The sequence below is a fragment of the Serratia sp. NCCP-200 genome, from assembly GCF_059697885.1.
In genome coordinates, this window is sequence record NZ_BAAKUJ010000008.1 from 172,110 (window position 1) to 191,958 (window position 19,849).

The following is a 19,849-nucleotide window of genomic DNA, read 5'->3' on the forward strand; positions in this document are numbered from 1 at the left end:
GTTAGGGATTGTTGGGCGCGGGCTGCAGGTTTGCCAGCATGCTGCGCATGTCGTTGCTGCTTGGCGTCTGATGGATGCGCAGATCGAATTCGCCGATCACCGCCAGCAGATGATCGAAGATATCCGATTGAATTCCTTCGTACTCTGCCCACACAGTGGTGTTGGTAAAGGCGTAAATCTCCAGCGGTAACCCTTCCGGCGTTGGGGCCAATTGGCGCACCATCAGCGTCATATTCTGGTGGATCCCCGGGTGCGAACGTAAATAAGCCACCAAATAGGCACGCAAAGTACCGACATTAGTCAGGCGGCGGCCGTTGAGCGGCGAACTGAGATCCACCTCGCTCTGTTGATTGTACTTACCCAGCTCCTGGGTTTTATCGTTCAGATAGCGTTGCAACAGGGGGTTACGGTTGAGGCGTTCCTGCTCCTCTGACGTCAGGAAGTGGACGCTGGTGGTGTCGATATTGATGCTGCGCTTGATGCGGCGGCCACCGGATTCAGACATTGAACGCCAGTTCTTGAACGAATCAGAGATCAGTGCGTAGGTGGGAATGGTGGTGACGGTGTTGTCCCAGTTTCTGACCTTGACCGTGGTCAAGCCGATGTCGGTCACCGCGCCATCGGCACCGTATTTAGGCATCTCCAGCCAATCGCCGATTTTCAACATATCGTTGGCGGAAAGCTGGATCCCGGCGACCAGGCCGAGAATGGGATCTTTAAACACTAACATCAAGACGGCCGTCATGGCTCCCAAACCGCTGAGTAACAGCAGCGGTGAGCGGCCCATCAGCAGTGAGATGATCATGATGCCAATAAAGATCGCGGCGACCAGTTTCACGCCCTGGAAGATGCCACGCAGCGGGAGCTGATTGGCAAGCTGGCTTTGGCGCATCAGAGTCAACAGCGTGTCGAGCAGTGAGAACAACGTCAGCAGGGAGAATAACAGGATCCACACCTGCGCCGCAGTAACGATAATTGCCTGAGTCTGGCTGCCATTATGCAGCCACAGTACCGCCTGCACGTTGATGATCACCCCTTGCAGCAGCAGGGCGGCGCGCTGGAAGAGTTTATGCTGGGTGATGGCCTGCTGCCAGAGATGCTGTGAATGCTGGCCACGGCGCTGGATAGCGGTCAGCACCACGCGGTGCAGCACCAGATGGATCACCACGGAAATCAGTGCAATCAGCCCAAGCACCATCGCCAGTGACATCATGTCGGTGAATTCCAGCCCAATACTTTCCAACCAGTGCCTTATTTGTTGTTGCATGCTAGCTCCCTCCAAAGTACTTAAAAAACATCCAATAAATCTAAAACCCGTTAGCCTAAAGGTTATCGGGCATGATATGTGTCTGTTTACCCACTTTTACATTGTAAATCAGCATCTCCACCCCTCGGCTCATCCCCGAGTTTATCACTCAAAGATGAGGGAGAACGGTGCTCAACGTGGCATGGTGCGTGGCATTGCATTCGTCGTCGATTGGGTTTGCTACATCAGGAGAAAATTCATGCTAAATGCCTGGCATCAGCCGGTTCCACCTTTCGTGGTGAATAAGGGGCAGCGTCTGGAGATCGCTTTGTGGTTACAAAGTGACGAGTTGCCCGAACAGGTCTTTCTACGCGTCGAGCCGGACAATGAAGAGTGGCTGTTGATCATGAAGCCGAAGGCGGTAGACGGGCTGTGGCGCTACCAGGCTAGCCTGACGCTGCACGAAGGGGAGCCGGTACGGCGCTACTGTTTTAAACTGCTATGGGCCGATCGTCAGCAGTGGTTTGGCCCGCAGGGCTGGTCGCTGACCCCGCCGGGGCAACTGGCTCAGTTTGCCGTGGATGAGCCGGATAGCAGCCCAGGTTGGGTAGCCGATCAGGTGTTTTATCAGATCTTCCCCGATCGCTTTGCCAGCAGCGGTGGGGAGCATGGTATCCAGAATGGCAGTTATCACCATCATGCTGCCGGAAGTGACGTGATACGTCGTGACTGGCAACACCCGTTGGCAGATGAGCATGCTGCCTCGACCTTTTACGGTGGCGATCTGGATGGCATCAGCGAGAAGCTGCCCTACTTGCAGCGGCTTGGCGTCACCGCCCTGTATCTGAACCCGATATTCACCTCACCCAGCGTCCATAAGTACGATACCGAAGATTACTATCAGGTCGATCCCTACTTCGGCGGTAATGATGCCTTGCTGCGTTTGCGAGTAAGCACTCACAAGGTGGGAATGAAACTGGTGCTGGACGGCGTATTTAACCACACCGGAGATTCCCATCCGTGGTTCGATCGTTATCAACAGGCAGAGGATGGTGCATGCCATCATCCCGATTCGCCTTATCGTGGCTGGTTCAACTTCTATCCGGATGGTAACGTGCTGAGCTGGAAGGGTAATACCAATCTGCCCAAGCTCAACTTTGCCGAACCGCAGGTGGTCGATACTATTTATCGGGCGGACAACAGCGTGGTACGCCATTGGTTACGCCCACCGTACAGCATCGACGGCTGGCGCTTGGACGTGGTGCATATGCTGGGGGAAAACGGCGGTGCAGCGGGGAACCTTCATCACCTGGCCGGAATGTATCAGGCAATCAAGCAAGAGAACCCAGATGCCTATGTGCTGGGCGAACATTTTGGCGACGCGCGCCGCTGGCTGCATGCCGGAGTTGAAGACGCTGCCATGAACTATATGGGTTTTGCCTTGCCGCTTAGGGCGTTTTTGGCCGGTGTCGACGTGGCTTATCATCCGGTACTGCTGGATGCGGCAGACTGTGCGCAGTGGATGGATGGTTACCGGGCCGGATTGCCCCATAACCGCCAACTGATCCAGTTCAATCAGTTGGATAGCCACGACACGGCGCGTTTCTTGACCTTGCTGGATAACAATCCACGCCGGATGCAGATGGCGGCGGTGTGGCTGCTGGCGTGGATCGGCGTGCCTTGCCTGTATTACGGTGATGAAATTGGTCTGGATGGCGGCAACGATCCCTTCTGCCGCAAGACGTTCCCTTGGGACGAAAGCCAATGGGATCGGCCGCTGTTGGCCTTGTTCAGCCGCATGACGGCACTGCGTAAGCAGAGCAAGGCGTTACGCCGTGGCGGCTGCCAGGTGCTGTATGCGCAGGGGGAGACGCTGGTGTTTGTGCGTACTTACCAGCGGGAGCAGGTGCTGGTGGCGTTGCAGCGTAGTGATAGCGGAGAAGTCGAACTGCCTTATAGCCCGCTGTTGCGAGAGGGGAAATGGCAGCTTGTGGAAGGGGAAGGCGAACTTGTTGCACAGGAAGGTGGCCTGCGGTTGCAGCTAGCAGCCGAGTCGGCCAGCGTGTGGCGGCTACGTAGCTAAAGTTGGCTAAAGGTTTACCCGCCAATTGGCGGGTAAACCAGATCCCTCAGTATCCCACTGCAGATCCTGCCGGGCGGCGTACGTCGTTGGCTCCGTACAGGTAGCCCTCACGTACGCGTCCAGAAACGGCAGAGTCGTTACCCGAGTTGGCCGGGCTGACACCCGCTGCACCCGGTAATCCCACCAGAATCAGCTCCGCAGCGCCCCAAGGGGTTTGCTCAACCATCTTGTAGCCCATCTCTTTGAGGATTTTCAGCGTATCGGCAGAGACACCGCGCTGCTCGTAATAGACCTCATCCGGCAACCATTGATGATGGATCCTCGGCGCATCCACCGCTTCCTGCGGCGCCATGCCATGATCGATCACGTTCAGCGCGGTCTGCAGCGTGATGGTAATGATGCGTGAACCGCCTGGCGAGCCGAGTACCATAAAGATTTTGTTGTCTTTGGTCACCAGCGTAGGGCTCATGGAGGATAGTGGGCGCTTACCGGGGGCGATGGCGTTGGCTGTGCCCTGCACCAAACCATAGAGGTTTTTCTCGCCAACCTTGACGGTAAAGTCATCCATTTCATCGTTAAGGAAGAAGCCGGTACCCGGTGCGATCACCACGGCACCAAAACGGCCGTTGACGGTATAGGTCGTCGATACCGCATTCCCTTCATGATCGACAATCGAATAGTGGGTGGTTTCCGGCTTTTCGTGCGGTTCCATCCCCGGTTGTACATTGACAGAAGGTGTAGCCTGATTGGCGACGATTTTCTTGCGGATCTCATCGGCGTAGCTTTTGCTCACCAGCCGATCGATCGGATTCTTGATAAACTCGGGGTCGCCGAGATAGGTATTGCGGTCCATATAGGCATGGCGCATCGCCTCGGTCATGGTATGGATCGTCGCAGCCGAGTTAAAGCCCATGCTTTTCAGATCGTAACCCTCAACGATATTGAGGATTTCGCACAATGTTACGCCACCGGAGCTAGGTGGTGGTGCAGAGACGAATTTATAACCGCGATAGCTACAGGTGATCGGCGTAGCCTCGGTCACTTTGTAGTTGGCGAAGTCGGCGGCGGTGAGGATGCCTCCCCCCTGTTTGGCGGCGGCTTCAACCGCCTGCGGGATTTTGCCCTGATAGAATGCGGAGGGGCCTTCTTTGGCAATGGCTTCCAGCGTGTTAGCCAAGTCGGTTTGCACCAGGCGATCGCCCGGTTGCAGCGCAGAACCGTCTTTACGCAGGAAGATTTTGGCCGACTCCGGGTCTTGCTTGAAGCGTGCGACGGTGGTGTCGAGAATATCGGTATCGGCCCGCGTCAGGATAAAGCCCTCACGGGCCAGCCTGATAGCCGGTTCCATCACCTGTTCACGGCTCAGCTTGCCGTACTTTTTACGTGCGGTCTCCATCCCCAGCACCGTTCCCGGCACGCCAGCGGCCAGATAACCGTACAGGCTGGCGTCTTTTTTCACCTTGCCTTGCGCATCCAGATACATATCGGCACTGGCCGCCGCCGGAGCGGTTTCACGGAAGTTGATAAAGGTATCGGTGCCATCGGCCAGGTGCAGGGTCATGAAACCGCCGCCGCCGATATTGCCACAGCAGGGGTTAACCACCGCCTGGGCATAGCCGACCGCGACCGCCGCATCCACTGCGTTGCCCCCCATCTTGAGAATATCTACGCCGACCTGTGAGGCCAGATGCTGCGAGGTGACCACCATACCATTTTGCGCTTCCACCGCCGGGGTTGATGCGGCATACAGTTGGCTGCTGATCAGCAAGGCTGCCAAGGTCAGCGGTTGACTCCATTTTTGTAAAAACATAACGACTCCTGTGTTGATCCCTGTTTTATTATTTGTCCCGCAGGTGCTGCAAAGCGCAGGCCAACCTATGAAGAGTAGCTACGAATAGGCAATGCGGCGGTCGGTAGAGTGAAAAATGTGAAGCGAAACAGGGGAATATTGCACCGGAGGGGGGCGGTTGCACCGATTTTGGGCATAAAAAAAACCGGCCAGCAGGGTTGACCGGTTCTGACACTTACCGGCTGAAATTACAGCTTGGAAGCGTTCTCAGACAGGTATTTAGCTACGCCGTCTGGAGATGCGCCCATACCTGCTTTGCCTTTTTCCCACTGAGCTGGGCACACTTCGCCGTGCTCTTCGTGGAATTGCAGCGCGTCAACGGTACGGATCATTTCGTCGATGTTACGGCCGATTGGCAGGTCGTTCACGATCTGGGAACGAACAACGCCGTTCTTGTCGATCAGGAAAGAACCACGCAGGGCAACGCCCGCTTCTGGGTGTTCGATGCCGTAAGCTTTCTGAATTTCGCGCTTAACGTCAGCAACCATTGCGTATTTCACTTCACCGATGCCGCCTTTGTCGACAGGGGTTTTACGCCATGCGTTATGGACGAATTCTGAGTCGAAGGAAACGCCTACAACTTCAACGCCGCGCTTCTGGAACTCTTCATAGCGGTGATCGAAAGCGATCAGCTCAGAAGGACATACGAAGGTGAAGTCCATCGGCCAGAAGAACAGTACGGCTGGTTTGCCGTTCAGGTGCTTCTTCAGGTTGAAGTTTTCTACGATTTCGCCATTGCCTAAAACGGCTGCAGCGGTGAAGTCAGGGGCTTGACGAGTTACCAGGACCATAATTACTCCTGTAATAGTAGTTCAATGGGTTGATGTAAAAGCAGGGGCCAGTATAAGGGCCACCACTCGGTGAGGGAAGGGTGAAAGACCAATCAATGAGATAGCTTCCACCTATCAAACCGAGAGAATAAATTCAGCAGTCTTTCAAAATAACCTTTTCGTACAAAAGGGCAAGGACAAAAAGCCACATTCCCTTAACTGAATGAGTAATAGGGTTTTTTATCCGGCGATCACAATGACTTGTTTCTGGCCTGTTCCATCATACGAGGATAAAACTGCCAGAACTGTGTTTCAAGCTGATGATACTGGCGTTCCACGTCGGCAAAGGAGCCAGCCAATGCGGCCAGCCGTGGGCGGCGGCTAGCCATGCCTGCCAATACATCGCTGATAAACGGCAGCTCGGCGTAACGTTCCAGCCAGCGTTCGGGCCAAAGATAGCTGTTCAGATTCTGGAAACGCTGCGGCGTTTGCGGCAGGTGCGGCACAATCACGCTGCGAGCTTGTTGGGTGAAGGTACGTAAGCTGCAGGTTGGCTCAAGCTGTTGCCAGTGGCGAGCCAGAAAGTGATCCCAGACCACGTCGAGCGTAATAGGGGCTACGCGGCGGAATTGCGGGCTGAAAAAGTCACGGCAGGCTTTGACTTCCGGCTGGATATCGGTCAGAACATCGACGCGCCGATGCATCATGATGCCAGCCACGACCGCCGGATCGTAATCACCTGCGGGATTGCCACGCACGAAATCGGCGAGCAGGTTGCCAAGCAGCGAGCTTTCCGCAAGCTGGGCCAAATGGAGATGAGCGAGAAAATTCATCTGCCAACTATAACCCAAGTCATGCAATTCCTCCTTATTCCTTGCTGCTTGTCGCCCGCGGCTTTAGACTGTACCGCCTGTTTTTTCCCAATTAGCTAGCTGAAGAAGTGAATACCCATGCGCGTCGCCGATTTTTCTTTTGAGCTCCCCGAGTCTTTGATTGCCCGCTATCCACAGCCTGAGCGTAGCGGTTGCCGTTTGCTGCAGCTGGACGGGCCAAGCGGAGGCCTGACGCACGGCGTGTTCACCGATCTGCTGGATAACCTGGAAGCGGGCGATCTGCTGGTGTTCAACAATACCCGCGTGATCCCGGCGCGCCTGTTTGGCCGTAAGGTCAGCGGCGGCAAGATAGAAGTGCTGGTCGAGCGGGTGTTGGACGATCATCGGGTGCTGGCCCATGTGCGTGCCTCCAAATCCCCCAAGCCGGGTACCGAACTGCTGCTGGGCGATGACGAAAGCATTGCCGCCACCATGGTCGCGCGCCATGACACGCTGTTTGAACTGCGCTTTAACGACGATCGTGACGTGTTCACCATCCTCAACGCGGTGGGCCATATGCCGCTGCCGCCGTATATCGATCGTCCGGATGAAGACGCCGACCGCGAGCTGTATCAGACCGTCTACAGCGAAAAGCCAGGTGCCGTAGCGGCCCCGACTGCTGGCCTGCATTTTGATGAGCCGCTGTTGGCTGCGCTGCGCGCCAAGGGCATTGAGATGGCGTTTGTCACCTTGCACGTTGGCGCTGGCACCTTCCAGCCGGTGCGGGTAGAAACCATTGAAGAGCATGTAATGCATGCGGAATACGCCGAAGTGCCGCAGGATGTGGTGGATGCGGTATTAGCCTGTAAGGCGCGGGGCAAAAGGGTGGTTGCCGTGGGCACCACTTCGGTACGTTCGCTGGAAAGCGCGGCCAATGCCTGCCAGGATGCTCTGATTGCGCCTTTCTTCGGTGACACCAGCATCTTTATCTATCCGGGATATCACTATCAGGTGATCGATGCGCTGGTGACCAACTTCCACCTGCCGGAATCCACCCTGATCATGCTGGTCTCGGCGTTTGCCGGCTATAAAAACACCATGAACGCCTATCATCAGGCGGTGGCCGAGCAGTACCGTTTCTTCAGCTACGGTGATGCGATGTTTATCAGCCGTAATCCACTGGCGGAAAGCGAATCCGTCGGGGAATAAATTCCCGGGCTACGCACAATGCGTGGTCCTGTTTTAATGACGTCAGACTGTATCTCTGACGCTGGAGGTTTTGTGAAGTACGAATTACAGACAACCGATGGCCGTGCTCGTCGCGGCCGCCTGGTCTTTGAGCGTGGCGTAGTGGAAACCCCGGCCTTTATGCCGGTGGGTACCTATGGCACGGTCAAAGGTATGACGCCGGAAGAAGTGAAAGACACCGGTGCGCAGATCCTGTTGGGTAACACCTTCCACCTGTGGCTGCGCCCAGGGCAGGAGATCATGAAGCTGCACGGCGATCTGCATGATTTTATGCAGTGGCACGGGCCGATCCTGACCGACTCTGGTGGTTTCCAGGTGTTCAGCCTGGGGGCGATGCGCAAGATTAAAGAGGAAGGCGTGTATTTCCGTAACCCAATCAACGGCGATAAGGTGTTCCTCAGCCCGGAAAAATCGATGGAGATCCAGTACGACCTGGGGTCTGACATCGTGATGATTTTCGACGAATGCACGCCTTACCCGGCGGATTGGGACTATGCCAAGCGTTCGATGGAAATGTCTCTGCGTTGGGCGCAGCGCAGCCGCCAGCGTTTTGATGAACTGAATAACAACAATGCGTTATTCGGTATTATCCAAGGCGGTGTTTACGAAGATTTACGTGATGTATCGGTAAAAGGGCTGGTGGAGATCGGCTTTGATGGTTACGCTGTGGGCGGTTTGGCGGTAGGTGAGCCAAAAGAGGATATGCATCGCATTCTTGAACACGTTTGCCCACAAATTCCAGAAGATAAGCCACGCTATCTGATGGGGGTTGGCAAGCCGGAAGATCTGGTTGAAGGCGTGCGTCGCGGCATCGACATGTTCGACTGCGTGATGCCAACGCGTAATGCCCGTAACGGCCATTTGTTCGTGACGGACGGTGTGGTAAAAATCCGTAATGCCAAGCACAAGGATGATACCTCCACGCTGGACAGTGAGTGCGACTGCTATACTTGTCGCCATTATAGTCGTGCCTATTTGCATCATCTCGATCGTTGCAACGAAATTCTCGGTGCCCGATTGAACACCATCCATAACTTGCGCTATTACCAACGTTTGATGGCGGGTTTACGCCAGGCTATTGAAGAGGGTAAATTAGAGCTGTTTGTGGCGGATTTTTATGGTCGGATCGGCAAACCGATACCACCTTTAAACGCTTGAATTAATAATTGAAAATTTAATGAGGGAATTTTAATGAGCTTTTTCATTTCCGATGCAGTGGCAGCAGCAGGGGCTCCATCTCAGGGTAGCCCGTATTCTTTGATCATTATGCTGGTGGTGTTTGGCCTGATCTTCTATTTCATGATCCTGCGCCCACAGCAGAAACGTGCTAAAGAGCACAAAAAACTGATGGACTCCATCGGCAAGGGTGATGAAGTGTTGACCACCGGTGGCCTGATTGGCCGTGTCACTAAAGTGGCAGATACCGGTATCATTGCCATCGCGCTGAATGACACCACGGAAGTGATGATCAAGCGTGACTTCGTGGCGGCCGTTCTGCCGAAAGGTACTATGAAGGCCCTGTAATTTTGTTTTCCCTAAGGGAACTGCCGTGCTAAACCGTTATCCTCTGTGGAAGTATCTGATGTTGATCGTGGTGATCCTCGTCGGACTGCTATATGCGCTTCCCAACATTTACGGAGAGGATCCGGCCGTACAGATCACTGGCGCGCGCGGAGTCGCCGCCAGTGAAACTACGCTGGACCAAGTCCGTTCTGTATTAGAAAAAGACAATATTGCGAGCAAGTCGATTGCGCTGGAAAACGGCGCCATCCTGGCTCGCTTTAAAGATCCTGACGTTCAGCTGCGCGCCCGTGAAGCCTTGATGGCGGAGCTGGGTGACAAATATGTCGTCGCATTGAACCTTGCCCCGGCAACGCCTGCCTGGCTGGCGATGCTCAACGCCGAGCCGATGAAGCTGGGTCTGGATTTACGTGGTGGCGTGCACTTCCTAATGGAAGTCGACATGGACACCGCGCTGAGCAAGTTGCAAGAACAAACCATGGATACCCTGCGCAGCGAACTGCGTGAAAAGGGCATTCCTTACGCTGCGATCCGCAAGTTGGACAACAACGGCGTGGAAGTCCGCTTCCGTGACAATGCCGCTCGCGATCAAGCCATCAGCTACATGACGCCACGTCAGCGCGATCTGGTGCTTTCTGCCAACGGCACCAACACCCTGAAAGCAACGATGACCGACGCTCGCCTGAGCGAAGCGCGTGAGTATGCGGTGCAGCAGAACATAACCATCCTGCGTAATCGTGTTAACCAGCTCGGCGTTGCCGAACCGTTGGTACAGCGCCAGGGTGCCGATCGTATCGTTGTTGAATTGCCGGGTATCCAGGATACCGCGCGCGCCAAAGAAATTTTGGGTGCGACCGCTACGCTGGAATTCCGTCTGGTAAATACCAACGCGGATGCGACCGCTGCGGCCAATGGCCGTGTGCCGGGTGACTCCGAGGTGAAATACACCCGTGAAGGCCAACCGGTTGTGCTGTACAAGCGCGTCATCCTGACCGGTGACCACATTACAGACTCCACCTCCAGCACCGATGAGTACAACCAGCCGCAGGTAAATATCTCGCTGGACAGCGCTGGTGGTACTGCCATGTCCAACTTCACCAAAGACAGCATTGGCAAGCCAATGGCAACGCTGTTCGTGGAGTATAAGGACAGCGGCAAGAAAGATGCCAACGGCCGTTCCGTGCTGGTGAAGCAGGAAGAAGTGATCAACGTGGCGAACATTCAGTCACGTCTGGGTAACAGCTTCCGTATCACCGGTATCAGCAACCCGAACGAAGCACGTCAGCTTTCGCTGCTGCTGCGTGCCGGTGCGTTGATTGCGCCTATCCAGATCGTGGAAGAGCGGACCATAGGTCCAACCTTGGGGCAACAGAACATCACCCAGGGCCTGGAAGCTTGCCTGTGGGGCCTGGTGGCTTCGATCGTCTTTATGGTGGTCTGGTACCGCAAGTTTGGCCTGATCGCCTCTACCGCGTTGATGGCTAACCTGGTGCTGATCGTTGGCGTGATGTCTCTGCTACCAGGGGCGACGCTAACCATGCCGGGGATTGCCGGGATCGTGCTGACGCTCGCGGTGGCGGTTGACGCCAACGTACTGATAAACGAACGTATCAAGGAAGAGCTGAAGAATGGGCGATCCATTCAGCAGGCGATCCATGAGGGCTATAAAGGCGCGTTCTCCAGTATCGTTGATGCCAACGTCACGACGTTGATCACCGCGATCATTCTGTACGCAGTCGGTACCGGTTCGATCAAGGGCTTTGCAATTACCACCGCAATCGGTGTGGCGACGTCCATGTTCACCGCGATTGTCGGTACCCGTGCCATCGTCAACCTGCTTTACGGCGGCAAGCGCATTAACAAGCTGTCTATCTGAGGAGTGCGTTGTGGCACAGGATTATACTGTTGAACAACTCAACTACGGCCGTAAAGTCTATGACTTTATGCGCTGGGATTACGTGGCCTTCGGCATCTCTTTGGTGCTGTTGGTAGCGTCGATCGCCACCATGTCCGTGCGTGGGTTTAACTGGGGTCTGGATTTCACCGGTGGTACGGTGATTGAAATTACTCTGGAACAACCCGCGAATCTGGACCTGATGCGCGATACGTTGGAAAAAGCCGGGTTCCAGGACCCGATTATCCAGAACTTTGGCAGCAGCCGTGACGTGATGGTGCGTATGCCACCGGCGGTCGGTACTGCAGGCCAGGAACTGGGTAACAAAGTTATTGGCGTGATCAACGAATCGGTCGATAAGAATGCGTCCGTCAAGCGTATTGAATTCGTTGGCCCGAGCGTAGGGGCAGAACTGGCACAAACCGGCGGCATGGCGCTGCTGGTGGCGTTGATCTGTATCCTGATTTATGTGGGCTTCCGTTTTGAATGGCGTTTGGCCGCGGGGGCCGTTATCGCCCTGGCGCACGACGTGGTCATCACCATGGGCGTGCTGTCGCTGTTCCATATCGAGATTGACCTGACCATCGTGGCATCCTTGATGTCGGTGATCGGTTACTCGCTGAACGACAGTATCGTGGTATCTGACCGTATTCGTGAGAACTTCCGCAAGATCCGTCGCGGTACGCCTTACGAAATCATGAACGTCTCGCTGACGCAGACGCTGAGCCGTACCATCATGACCTCCGCCACTACTCTGATGGTGGTTCTGATGCTGTACATCTTCGGCGGCGCGATGCTGCAGGGCTTCTCCCTGACCATGCTGATCGGTGTGTCTATCGGTACCGTATCCTCTATCTACGTCGCCTCTGCGCTGGCGTTGAAACTGGGTATGAAACGCGAGCACATGCTGCAGCAGAAAGTGGAGAAAGAGGGCGCCGATCAGCCTTCGATCCTACCGTGATTGCCCGGTGTGCGGCTGAATAAGCCACGCACCGTCTGAACCAGATGCCGGTCAGTTTACGCTGACCGGCATTTTTTTTGCTCCTGTGCCGCCAGCAGGTTCAGCGAGCTCACCAATTCCGCCAGGCTGGTGGCCTGCATCTTCGCCATCACTTTAGAGCGGTGTACCTCTACGGTGCGTACGGCGACGAAGTAACGATCGGCGATGGCCTTGTTAGTCATACCGGCGGCAACGGCGCTGGCGATATCACGCTCGCGCGAGGTTAGCGTACTGAAACGCTGCTGCAACTGGTAGCGCTCCACTTGGCGTTGAGAATGGACGATCCCCCGTTCCAACGCGGCGATCAGCGGTGCGGTTGCAATCGGTTTTTGCAGAAAATCCAACGCCCCCAATTTCATCTCTGCTACCGCCATGGCGATATCGCCATGGCCGGTAACGATCACCACTGCCAGCGTACTTTCCCGCTTGCGTAGCCGCTGATGGATTTGCTGCCCATCGATCCCCGGCATGCGAATATCCAGCATCACGACGCCGCATTGGTAAGGGTCGACTTGGTCGATAAAGCTTTGGCTGTCGTTCCAGATCTTCACCCGGTAATCCAACCCTTCGAGTAAAAAGCGGCTGGCGTCGGTGACCGCCAGATCGTCATCGACCAGATGTATCAGCGCCATGACGTGTTTCCTTTTTGATCCCAGGGAAGAGCAGGGTAACGCGTAGCCCCTGCCGTTGTGGTGATAGCGAATAATTTTCCAGCGTCAGTTCCCCCTGTTGGCTTCTCAGCAGCCGTTGGCAGATCACCAGCCCCAGGCCAAGACCTTCAGATTTAGTGCTGCGAAAAGGCACGAACGGCTGTGCTAACTGTTCGGCGCTGAGGCCGCCGCCATCGTCTTCCAGTATCAGCGCCTGGCGATCGCCATCGGTTTCCAGCCGTAGAGTGATCTGCTGGGAACCGGCCTGCAGGCTGTTGCTTAACAAGTTGGTGAGCACCTGCTCCAACAGCGTGGCCTGGCTATACAACTGGCTTTTCGGGGCGATGATGATGGCCAACTGGCACTGAGGGTAATGCTGTTCGATGCGCATCAGCTTGATGACGTTTTCCACCAGGGGGCGCAGCGTTAGCCATTGTGCGCTTTCATGGTGTGGCGTTTTGCTGACCCATTGGCGCAGATTGACGATGGTTTCTGCCCCGCGCTGCGCCTGTTGGCCGATCTGTTCGAGGATCGGCAACAGCTCGTGCTGCGGATCGCTGCGCTCAAGGCGAATACGGCAGCCTTCGGCGTAGTGACGAATAGCCGCCAGAGGCTGGTTAAGTTCGTGAGCAAAGCCGGAAGCCATCTCACCCAGAGTGCTGAGGCGCTGCGCCCGGGCTAGCGCCGCTTCTCTGGCCCGCAGTGTCAGATGCATTTGTTCTAGCTCGCGCCCACGCTGGCGTACCAGGTGGCCGATCCACAGGTGGTTAGCGCCAAGCAGTAACATGCCACCGGCGAGTACGCCAAGCAGGAGCAGATGTTGCAATGCCCAACTGTGTATCTCTTGCCAGAGTGAACGCTGTGCCGGATGGCGATCCAGATCGCGCAGCAATTGATCTACCTGGCGAGATGAGGCGGGAGCACCCCAGGCAGGGAGACCTGGGGTATCCATTTGCAACAGTTGGCGGGTCAACTCGTCGACTAGGGGATCGGGTACGTGGTTCAAGGCGGCAAACGACCAGTTGGGATAAAGCACGCTGCTGGTCAGGCAGGGCTGTGCGCTGGGTTTGGCCAGCAGGGCACGGTAATCACTGGCCTTTAGTAATCCCTCTTTCTCCATATCTTCCAGCAGGCAAACCGGCACTATGGCCGCGTCCAGTGCCCGATCGCGCAGCAGATAAAGCAGGGCGTCCACGGGATAACCACTGAAGTGCAATTGCAGATCTTTTTCCGGATGTACGCCAGCGGCCAGTAGCTCCTTATAGCCCAGCAGATAGCCACCAAAAGCGTCAGGGGAGACCGCGCCCACTTTTTTACCGGTGAGCTGAGTAGCCTTGGTTACGGTGCTATCGCGGCGTACCAATATCACGCTGCCTATCACGTTGTTTGAGGCATTCTGCTGATTTTTACTGGAGCGTAAGGAGACCAACCAGCGTAACGGGTAACTATTGTCCAACTGAATATACTGCGCCGGGTTGGTGAGCAGAAAATCGACCTGGCCGTTGCTGACGGCTTCCCCCATATCGGCCAGGTTCAGCGGCAACAGTTGAAAGCTTTCGTCTGGGAACTGACGGTTGAGATGGTTAATTAACGGCTGCCATTGGGCCAGCGCATGTGTATCGCCGCGTAATGCCAGCACGGCGATAGTCCATTGCCCCGCCCAGGCCGGGCTCAACCAGCCGCATAGCAAGATCATCAGTACTGCCTTTTTCACATCATCTCCATTTTTATGATCTCGATCGCCAGCAGGAATTGTCCTGGATCAAGCCGCAGTAGGGAATGTGGTAAACCACAATATGGGCGGTCGTACGCCACTTTTACACTCCTTTGTATCAGCTCCCCGGTTGATACTTTTTGGGAGAAATCAATGGATAGTGGAAAACGGCAATTTTTACAACGCCTCGGTGTCCTGACCGCAGGAGCCGCATTGGTACCGCTGGCGCACTCCGGCTGGCAGTTGCAACCCGAGCGGCGTGAAGGCGACGGCAAAAAGCGTATGGCGATGTTGATCGATCTGCGCCGCTGTATTGGCTGCCAGGCCTGCACGGTTAGCTGCGCGATAGAAAATCAGCTGCCGCAGGGGCAGTTTCGCACCAGTGTGCTGCAGTATCAGGTCGTCACGGATAGCCAGCGTATCCCCACCAACGTGCTGCTACCGCGCCTGTGCAATCATTGCGATAACCCGCCATGCGTGCCGGTCTGCCCGGTACAGGCGACCTTCCAGCGTGAGGACGGCATTGTGGTGATTGATAACACGCGCTGTGTCGGCTGCGCCTACTGTGTGCAAGCCTGCCCCTATGAGGCGCGCTTTATCAACCATGAAACCCAAACCGCGGATAAATGCACCTTCTGCGTCCACCGCCTGGATGCCGGACTGTTGCCTGCCTGCGTTGAATCTTGCGTCGGTGGTGCGCGCATGATCGGCGATCTTAACGATGAACAAGGCACTTTAAGGCGCACGCTGGAACAGCATCGAGGGGAGCTAAAGGTGCTGAAACCCGAACAGGGGACGCACCCACAGGTGTTTTATCTGGGGCTGGATGAGGCTTTTGTCAGCCATGTCCGGGGACAACCGGCGCTGTGGCAGGAGGTACACTCATGATCCGCGAAGTGATGGCTCGCCCGCAGGAGATCGCCTGGTTGCCCTGGGCGGTACAGTATTTCTTTTTCATCGGTCTGGCATGTAGCAGCATTGCCATTGCGACCTGGCTACGCTGGCGTTCAGCGTCTGAGGCATCTCGGCTGGAGTTGGCTGCCGTTTCGTTGGCGGTGGTGAGCGGCACCGTGGCTCCGTTGGCCCTGAGTGCGGATTTACATCAGCCCGCTCGAATCTGGCACTTCTATGCCCATTTTGCACCTTGGTCGTGGATGTCTCTTGGCTCGGTGTTTTTGCCGCTGTTTACCTTGCTGGTAATGGCCTATTTCATTTTGCTGCTGCGTTGCCAACTGAGGGCAAAAGCCCTGCCATTTTGGGCGCGCTGGTTACAGATCTGGCCCGCTTGGCAGGAAGAGAAATGGTTGCGCTGGATAGCATTGGCCACGCTGCTTTCAGCCGTCAGCATCTTGCTTTATACCGGCCGCGAAGTGTCCGTGCTGCGTTCACAGCCGCTGTGGTACAGCCTGTGGTTACCTTGGTTATTGCTGCTCACCGCTATGCAGGCCGTTCCGCCAATGCTGGCCTACTGGTTACGTCACGAACCTCAGTGGCAGCCTCGATTGGCGCGCTATCAAGGGCTTTCCCTATTGTTGCTTTGTCTCTCCAGCATAGGCTGGTGGTTGGACGGTAGTGACTCCGCCGCTGCGCTGCGTCAGTTACCTGCTCAGGGGAGCGTTTGGTCATTGGTTGGCAGCGCATTTACCGTCTTGATCCTGCTATTGCTGGTTTCGGCTTGGCGCTCGCGTCATCGGGCGCTAGGGACGGCAGGTCTGTTAGCGCAGTGCGTGGCAGCGTTGCTGCTCTGTTGGGGCGTGCGCTGGATGCTGCTGATGCAAACCCAGACGCTGCCCAAGTTCAATATATTGCTCAACCCCTATGTGTTACCGCTCGGCAGCGAGGGGCTATTGGCCATCCTCGGCACCTTCGGGCTGTGGTTGGCATTGATCATCGGGGTTCGTGAATTACAGCATGGGTTGATGGAGAAAAAACGCTATGGCTAAGTCAACGCGTCGTCAGTGGTTGAAAGGCGGGCTCGCTTTGGGTGGGCTGGCCGTGTTTGGTGCCAGCTACAGCGAAATGGTGCAGAAGGTGTTTACCGGCCTGCGTGACGGCAGCAGTGGAAAACTGACGCTGGACCGGATCAGTGCCAATGCGTTACCGCCAGAAGGCCGCCAGCATCCCGAAGGCTGGCAGGCCAATCCGCAGCAGGCAGTTTCCATGACGCAATGTTTTGGCTGCTGGACGCTGTGCGGCCTACGGGTGCGGGTCGATCGTGACAGCAATCAGATACTGCGCGTAGCGGGTAACCCTTATCATCCGCTGTCGCACGATCATCATTTTCCTTATCGTTTGCCCGTGAGTGATGCGCTCAACCGGCTAGGCGGTGATGCTGGTCTGGAACAGCGCTCAACCGCTTGTGCTCGCGGTGCCACTCTGCTGGAAGGGCTGACCAGCCCCTACCGGGTGCTGGAACCGATGAAACGGGTAGGGCCGCGCGGTGGCGGGCAGTGGCAGCGCATCAGTTTTGAACAACTGATCAAGGAAGTGGTTGAAGGCGGCGATCTGTTTGGTGAAGGGCCAGTGGAGGGATTACGGGCCATCCGCGATCTGCAAACGCCGCTCGATCCGGCACAGCCAACGCTTGGGCCGAAGGCTAACCAACTGCTGGTCACCAACGCAGGTGATGAGGGGCGGGATACCTTTATCAAACGCTTTGCACAAAACGCCTTTGGCACGCGCAACTTCGGCCATCATGGCGCTTACTGTGGTTTAGCCTATCGGTCAGGTTCCGGAGCGCTGATGGGCGATCTGGACAAAAACGCCCATGTGAAACCCGACTGGGATCATCTGCGCTTTGCACTGTTTCTGGGGACGTCACCCGCACAGTCCGGTAACCCGTTCAAACGGCAGGGGCGTCAGTTAGCCAATGCCCGCCTGCGCGATGAGTTCCGCTATGTGGTGGTAGCCCCGGCGCTGCCGTTAACCACCACGCTGGCCAACGATCATAACCGCTGGGTGCCGGTACTGCCGGGGACGGACTCAGCGCTAGCGATGGGCATGATCCGTTGGATTATCGACCAGGAGCGTTATAACGCCGATTATCTGGCGTTACCCGCAGAGGCAGCCATGCAGGCGGCCGGTGAAAAAAGCTGGTCGAATGCCACGCATCTGGTGGTGATCGATGACGATCATTCTCTGTGCGGCCAGTTCCTGCGTAAGTCACATCTGGTAGGTGGGGCTGGCGGTGATGAGGAAAGCCCTGCCTTGGTGTGGGACGCACAGCGAAACGAACCAATACCCGCCACCGAGGCCATGCGTGGACAACTGCTTGTTGAGCAGCAGGTTCAACTGGCCGATGGCTCATCGGTACGGGTGCGCTCCAGCTTCCGTTGTCTGCAATTGGCGGCGCAACGCTTTACGCTGGCTGAATACAGCGCCCAGTGTGGCGTTAGCGCTGAAACCATTGCGGCGTTGGCCAAGGAGTTTACTTCCTACCAGCGGCAGGCGGCAGTGATCTCCCATGGCGGCATGATGAGCGGCAACGGTTTCTATAGCAGCTGGGCGGTGATGATGCTCAATGCGCTGATCGGTAACCTTAATCTCAAGGGGGGCGTTTCAGTGGGCGGCGGCAAGTTCAAGGAGTTTGCCGAAGGACCACGCTACAATCTCGCCACTTTCCCTGAGATGGTGAAGCCGAAAGGATTGGTGTTGTCGCGCAGTAAGCAGGCGTACGAAAAGTCAGATGAATATCGCCGCAAGGTGGAACAAGGTGTCAATCCCTATCCGGCGCGGGGGCCGTGGTATCCCTTTGTGGCTGGTCAGTTTACCGAGCAGCTAGCTCCGGCGCTGATGGGATACCCTTATCCGCTGAAAGCCTGGATCAATCACATGGGCAACCCGCTCTATGGTGTAGCTGGGTTGCGCGACGTGGTGGAGAGCAGGCTGAAGGATCCGCAGCATCTGCCGCTGTTCATTTCCGTCGACGCCTTTATTAACGAAACCAGCGCGTTGGCGGACTATATCGTGCCGGATACGCATAACTTTGAAAGCTGGGGATTTACCTCCCCTTGGTCTGGCGTAATGGTCAAGGCGAGTACCGCCCGTTGGCCAGTGGTGCCTGCGCGAACAGCCAAGACGGCGGATGGGCAGCCGATCGCGCTGGAGAGCTTTGTTATTGCGCTCTCGAAGGCCATGGGGCTGCCGGGATTCGGCGACGGGGCGTTGCAGGATGCGCAAGGTAACCCTTGCGGGCTGCATTGTGCCGAAGATTACTACCTGCGTGCCGCGGCTAACGTGGCATTTGCCGGTGAGCCAGTGCCTGAGGCGACGGAGAATGAGCTGCGCCTGACCGGCGTTGATCGTCTGCAACCGGCGCTGAATCAGGTGTTGAAACCGGATGAGCGGCTGCGGGTGGGCTATATGCTGGCGCGTGGGGGCCGTTTCGCGCCTCATGAGCAGGCTTGGCAAGGGGAGGCGACCGGCCCACAGTGGAAGCAGGGGCTGAATATCTGGAATGAAGAGGTGGCACGCCATCGCCATGCCATGACCGGGGAGCGCTATAGCGGCTGCCCAACCTATTATCCACCACGTTTTGCCGACGGTTCCGACGTGGCGCAGCACTATCCGAGCGAGGCGTGGCCGTTCCGGCTGATGTCGTTCAAGTCGCACCTGATGAGCAGCTCAACCGCTCCTATCGAGCGTTTGCGGGCCGTGAAGGCGGTTAATCTGGTCGCGCTCAATCCGTTAGATGCCGAGCGCTATGGGCTACAACATGGCGACCGGGTCAGGTTGCAGACGCCGGGGGGCCGCGTGGAAGCGCAAATCAGCTTGCTCGACGGGGTGATGCCGGGTGTGATTGCCATTGAACATGGCTATGGGCATCGAGAGATGGGGGCAAGGGTTCATTCGCTGGATGGGCAGGCATTGGCGGCGGATCCACGCATTGCCGCAGGGATCAACCTCAACGATCTGGGGTTGGCCGATCCGACACGTGAAGTCGGCAATAGTTGGCTGGACTGGGTCAGCGGAGCGGCGGTACGGCAGGGGTTACCGGCGAAGCTGCAGCGCTTGGGCTAATCTTGCTGGCCCAATCCCCGTGAACAGCGGGGATTGGGTGACT

General features: G+C 56.5%; 15 protein-coding genes. 9 read left to right on the top strand and 6 right to left on the bottom strand.

Annotated elements, in window-relative coordinates:
- Nucleotide 1 precedes the first annotated feature (1 nt).
- Complete coding sequence (locus AC6HVW_RS22210) at nucleotides 2-1,267, bottom strand: mechanosensitive ion channel family protein (RefSeq protein ID WP_021180206.1); 1,266 nt, start codon at nucleotides 1,265-1,267, stop codon at nucleotides 2-4.
- Nucleotides 1,268-1,505: 238 nt separating this feature from the next.
- Here AC6HVW_RS22210 and malZ point away from each other — a divergent pair, with 238 nt between their 5' ends.
- Nucleotides 1,506-3,329: a maltodextrin glucosidase gene (malZ, locus tag AC6HVW_RS22215; protein ID WP_071683029.1), complete on the top strand. Its 1,824-nt coding sequence runs from the start codon at nucleotides 1,506-1,508 to the stop codon at nucleotides 3,327-3,329.
- Between the two features lie 46 nt (nucleotides 3,330-3,375).
- Here the strand turns inward: malZ and ggt are convergent, their stop codons facing one another.
- From ggt to AC6HVW_RS22230, 3 genes are all read right to left on the bottom strand, one after another.
- Nucleotides 3,376-5,139: a gamma-glutamyltransferase gene (gene ggt / locus AC6HVW_RS22220; RefSeq protein ID WP_071683028.1), complete on the bottom strand. Its 1,764-nt coding sequence runs from the start codon at nucleotides 5,137-5,139 to the stop codon at nucleotides 3,376-3,378.
- 227 nt (nucleotides 5,140-5,366) lie between these two features.
- The gene (locus AC6HVW_RS22225) at nucleotides 5,367-5,969 is read right to left on the bottom strand and encodes a peroxiredoxin C (protein ID WP_037375265.1); all 603 of its coding nucleotides are present in this window, start codon (nucleotides 5,967-5,969) and stop codon (nucleotides 5,367-5,369) included.
- Between the two features lie 230 nt (nucleotides 5,970-6,199).
- Complete coding sequence (locus AC6HVW_RS22230; RefSeq protein WP_037375264.1) at nucleotides 6,200-6,781, bottom strand: ACP phosphodiesterase; 582 nt, start codon at nucleotides 6,779-6,781, stop codon at nucleotides 6,200-6,202.
- A gap of 117 nt (nucleotides 6,782-6,898) precedes the next feature.
- Between AC6HVW_RS22230 and queA the strand changes: the two genes are divergently transcribed.
- The 5 genes from queA (at nucleotide 6,899) to secF (ending at nucleotide 12,384) form a co-directional block, all read left to right on the top strand.
- Nucleotides 6,899-7,969, top strand: coding sequence for a tRNA preQ1(34) S-adenosylmethionine ribosyltransferase-isomerase QueA (gene queA, locus AC6HVW_RS22235; RefSeq protein ID WP_021805506.1), 1,071 nt, complete (start codon nucleotides 6,899-6,901; stop codon nucleotides 7,967-7,969).
- A 72-nt stretch (nucleotides 7,970-8,041) separates the two neighbouring features.
- Entirely contained in the window at nucleotides 8,042-9,166 is a 1,125-nt protein-coding gene (tgt, locus tag AC6HVW_RS22240) for a tRNA guanosine(34) transglycosylase Tgt (RefSeq protein ID WP_021805505.1), read from the top strand.
- A gap of 33 nt (nucleotides 9,167-9,199) precedes the next feature.
- Nucleotides 9,200-9,532: a preprotein translocase subunit YajC gene (gene yajC, locus AC6HVW_RS22245; protein ID WP_021180200.1), complete on the top strand. Its 333-nt coding sequence runs from the start codon at nucleotides 9,200-9,202 to the stop codon at nucleotides 9,530-9,532.
- Nucleotides 9,533-9,557: 25 nt separating this feature from the next.
- On the top strand, nucleotides 9,558-11,405 hold the full coding sequence (gene secD, locus AC6HVW_RS22250) for a protein translocase subunit SecD (RefSeq protein WP_071683027.1): 1,848 nt from the start codon (nucleotides 9,558-9,560) through the stop codon (nucleotides 11,403-11,405).
- 10 nt (nucleotides 11,406-11,415) lie between these two features.
- Complete coding sequence (gene secF, locus AC6HVW_RS22255; protein ID WP_059200001.1) at nucleotides 11,416-12,384, top strand: protein translocase subunit SecF; 969 nt, start codon at nucleotides 11,416-11,418, stop codon at nucleotides 12,382-12,384.
- Between the two features lie 56 nt (nucleotides 12,385-12,440).
- Here secF and ttrR read toward each other — a convergent pair whose 3' ends face one another.
- Both ttrR and ttrS read right to left on the bottom strand, forming a co-directional pair.
- Nucleotides 12,441-13,055 carry a tetrathionate respiration response regulator TtrR gene (ttrR, locus tag AC6HVW_RS22260; protein ID WP_071683026.1) on the bottom strand — a complete coding sequence of 205 codons (615 nt, stop codon included), beginning with the start codon at nucleotides 13,053-13,055 and terminating at the stop codon, nucleotides 12,441-12,443.
- Nucleotides 13,030-14,769, bottom strand: coding sequence for a tetrathionate respiration histidine kinase TtrS (ttrS, locus tag AC6HVW_RS22265; protein WP_497569671.1), 1,740 nt, complete (start codon nucleotides 14,767-14,769; stop codon nucleotides 13,030-13,032). The genes ttrR and ttrS overlap by 26 nt, the downstream gene beginning before the upstream one ends.
- 171 nt (nucleotides 14,770-14,940) lie before the next feature.
- On the opposite strand from ttrS, the gene ttrB reads away from it, so the two are divergent.
- Genes ttrB through ttrA form a run of 3 tightly spaced genes read left to right on the top strand, consistent with a single transcriptional unit; the run spans nucleotide 14,941 to nucleotide 19,806 of the window.
- Nucleotides 14,941-15,675, top strand: coding sequence for a tetrathionate reductase subunit TtrB (gene ttrB / locus AC6HVW_RS22270; RefSeq protein ID WP_071683025.1), 735 nt, complete (start codon nucleotides 14,941-14,943; stop codon nucleotides 15,673-15,675).
- A complete protein-coding gene (ttrC, locus tag AC6HVW_RS22275; RefSeq protein ID WP_186486897.1) occupies nucleotides 15,672-16,730 on the top strand; it encodes a tetrathionate reductase subunit TtrC in 1,059 nt (352 codons plus the stop codon). The genes ttrB and ttrC overlap by 4 nt, the downstream gene beginning before the upstream one ends.
- A complete protein-coding gene (gene ttrA, locus AC6HVW_RS22280; protein ID WP_071683023.1) occupies nucleotides 16,723-19,806 on the top strand; it encodes a tetrathionate reductase subunit TtrA in 3,084 nt (1,027 codons plus the stop codon). Before ttrC ends, ttrA begins: the two co-directional genes overlap by 8 nt.
- Nucleotides 19,807-19,849 lie beyond the last annotated feature (43 nt).

Coding starts and splice junctions, on each gene's coding strand:
- ttrR (WP_071683026.1), bottom strand. CDS start 13,055: ATGGCGCTGATACATCTGGTCGATGACGATCTGGCGGTCACCGACGCC.
- AC6HVW_RS22210 (WP_021180206.1), bottom strand. CDS start 1,267: ATGCAACAACAAATAAGGCACTGGTTGGAAAGTATTGGGCTGGAATTC.
- ttrA (WP_071683023.1), top strand. CDS start 16,723: ATGGCTAAGTCAACGCGTCGTCAGTGGTTGAAAGGCGGGCTCGCTTTG.
- AC6HVW_RS22230 (WP_037375264.1), bottom strand. CDS start 6,781: ATGAATTTTCTCGCTCATCTCCATTTGGCCCAGCTTGCGGAAAGCTCG.
- ttrS (WP_497569671.1), bottom strand. CDS start 14,769: ATGATCTTGCTATGCGGCTGGTTGAGCCCGGCCTGGGCGGGGCAATGG.
- yajC (WP_021180200.1), top strand. CDS start 9,200: ATGAGCTTTTTCATTTCCGATGCAGTGGCAGCAGCAGGGGCTCCATCT.
- malZ (WP_071683029.1), top strand. CDS start 1,506: ATGCTAAATGCCTGGCATCAGCCGGTTCCACCTTTCGTGGTGAATAAG.
- ttrB (WP_071683025.1), top strand. CDS start 14,941: ATGGATAGTGGAAAACGGCAATTTTTACAACGCCTCGGTGTCCTGACC.
- queA (WP_021805506.1), top strand. CDS start 6,899: ATGCGCGTCGCCGATTTTTCTTTTGAGCTCCCCGAGTCTTTGATTGCC.
- ttrC (WP_186486897.1), top strand. CDS start 15,672: ATGATCCGCGAAGTGATGGCTCGCCCGCAGGAGATCGCCTGGTTGCCC.
- ggt (WP_071683028.1), bottom strand. CDS start 5,139: ATGTTTTTACAAAAATGGAGTCAACCGCTGACCTTGGCAGCCTTGCTG.
- AC6HVW_RS22225 (WP_037375265.1), bottom strand. CDS start 5,969: ATGGTCCTGGTAACTCGTCAAGCCCCTGACTTCACCGCTGCAGCCGTT.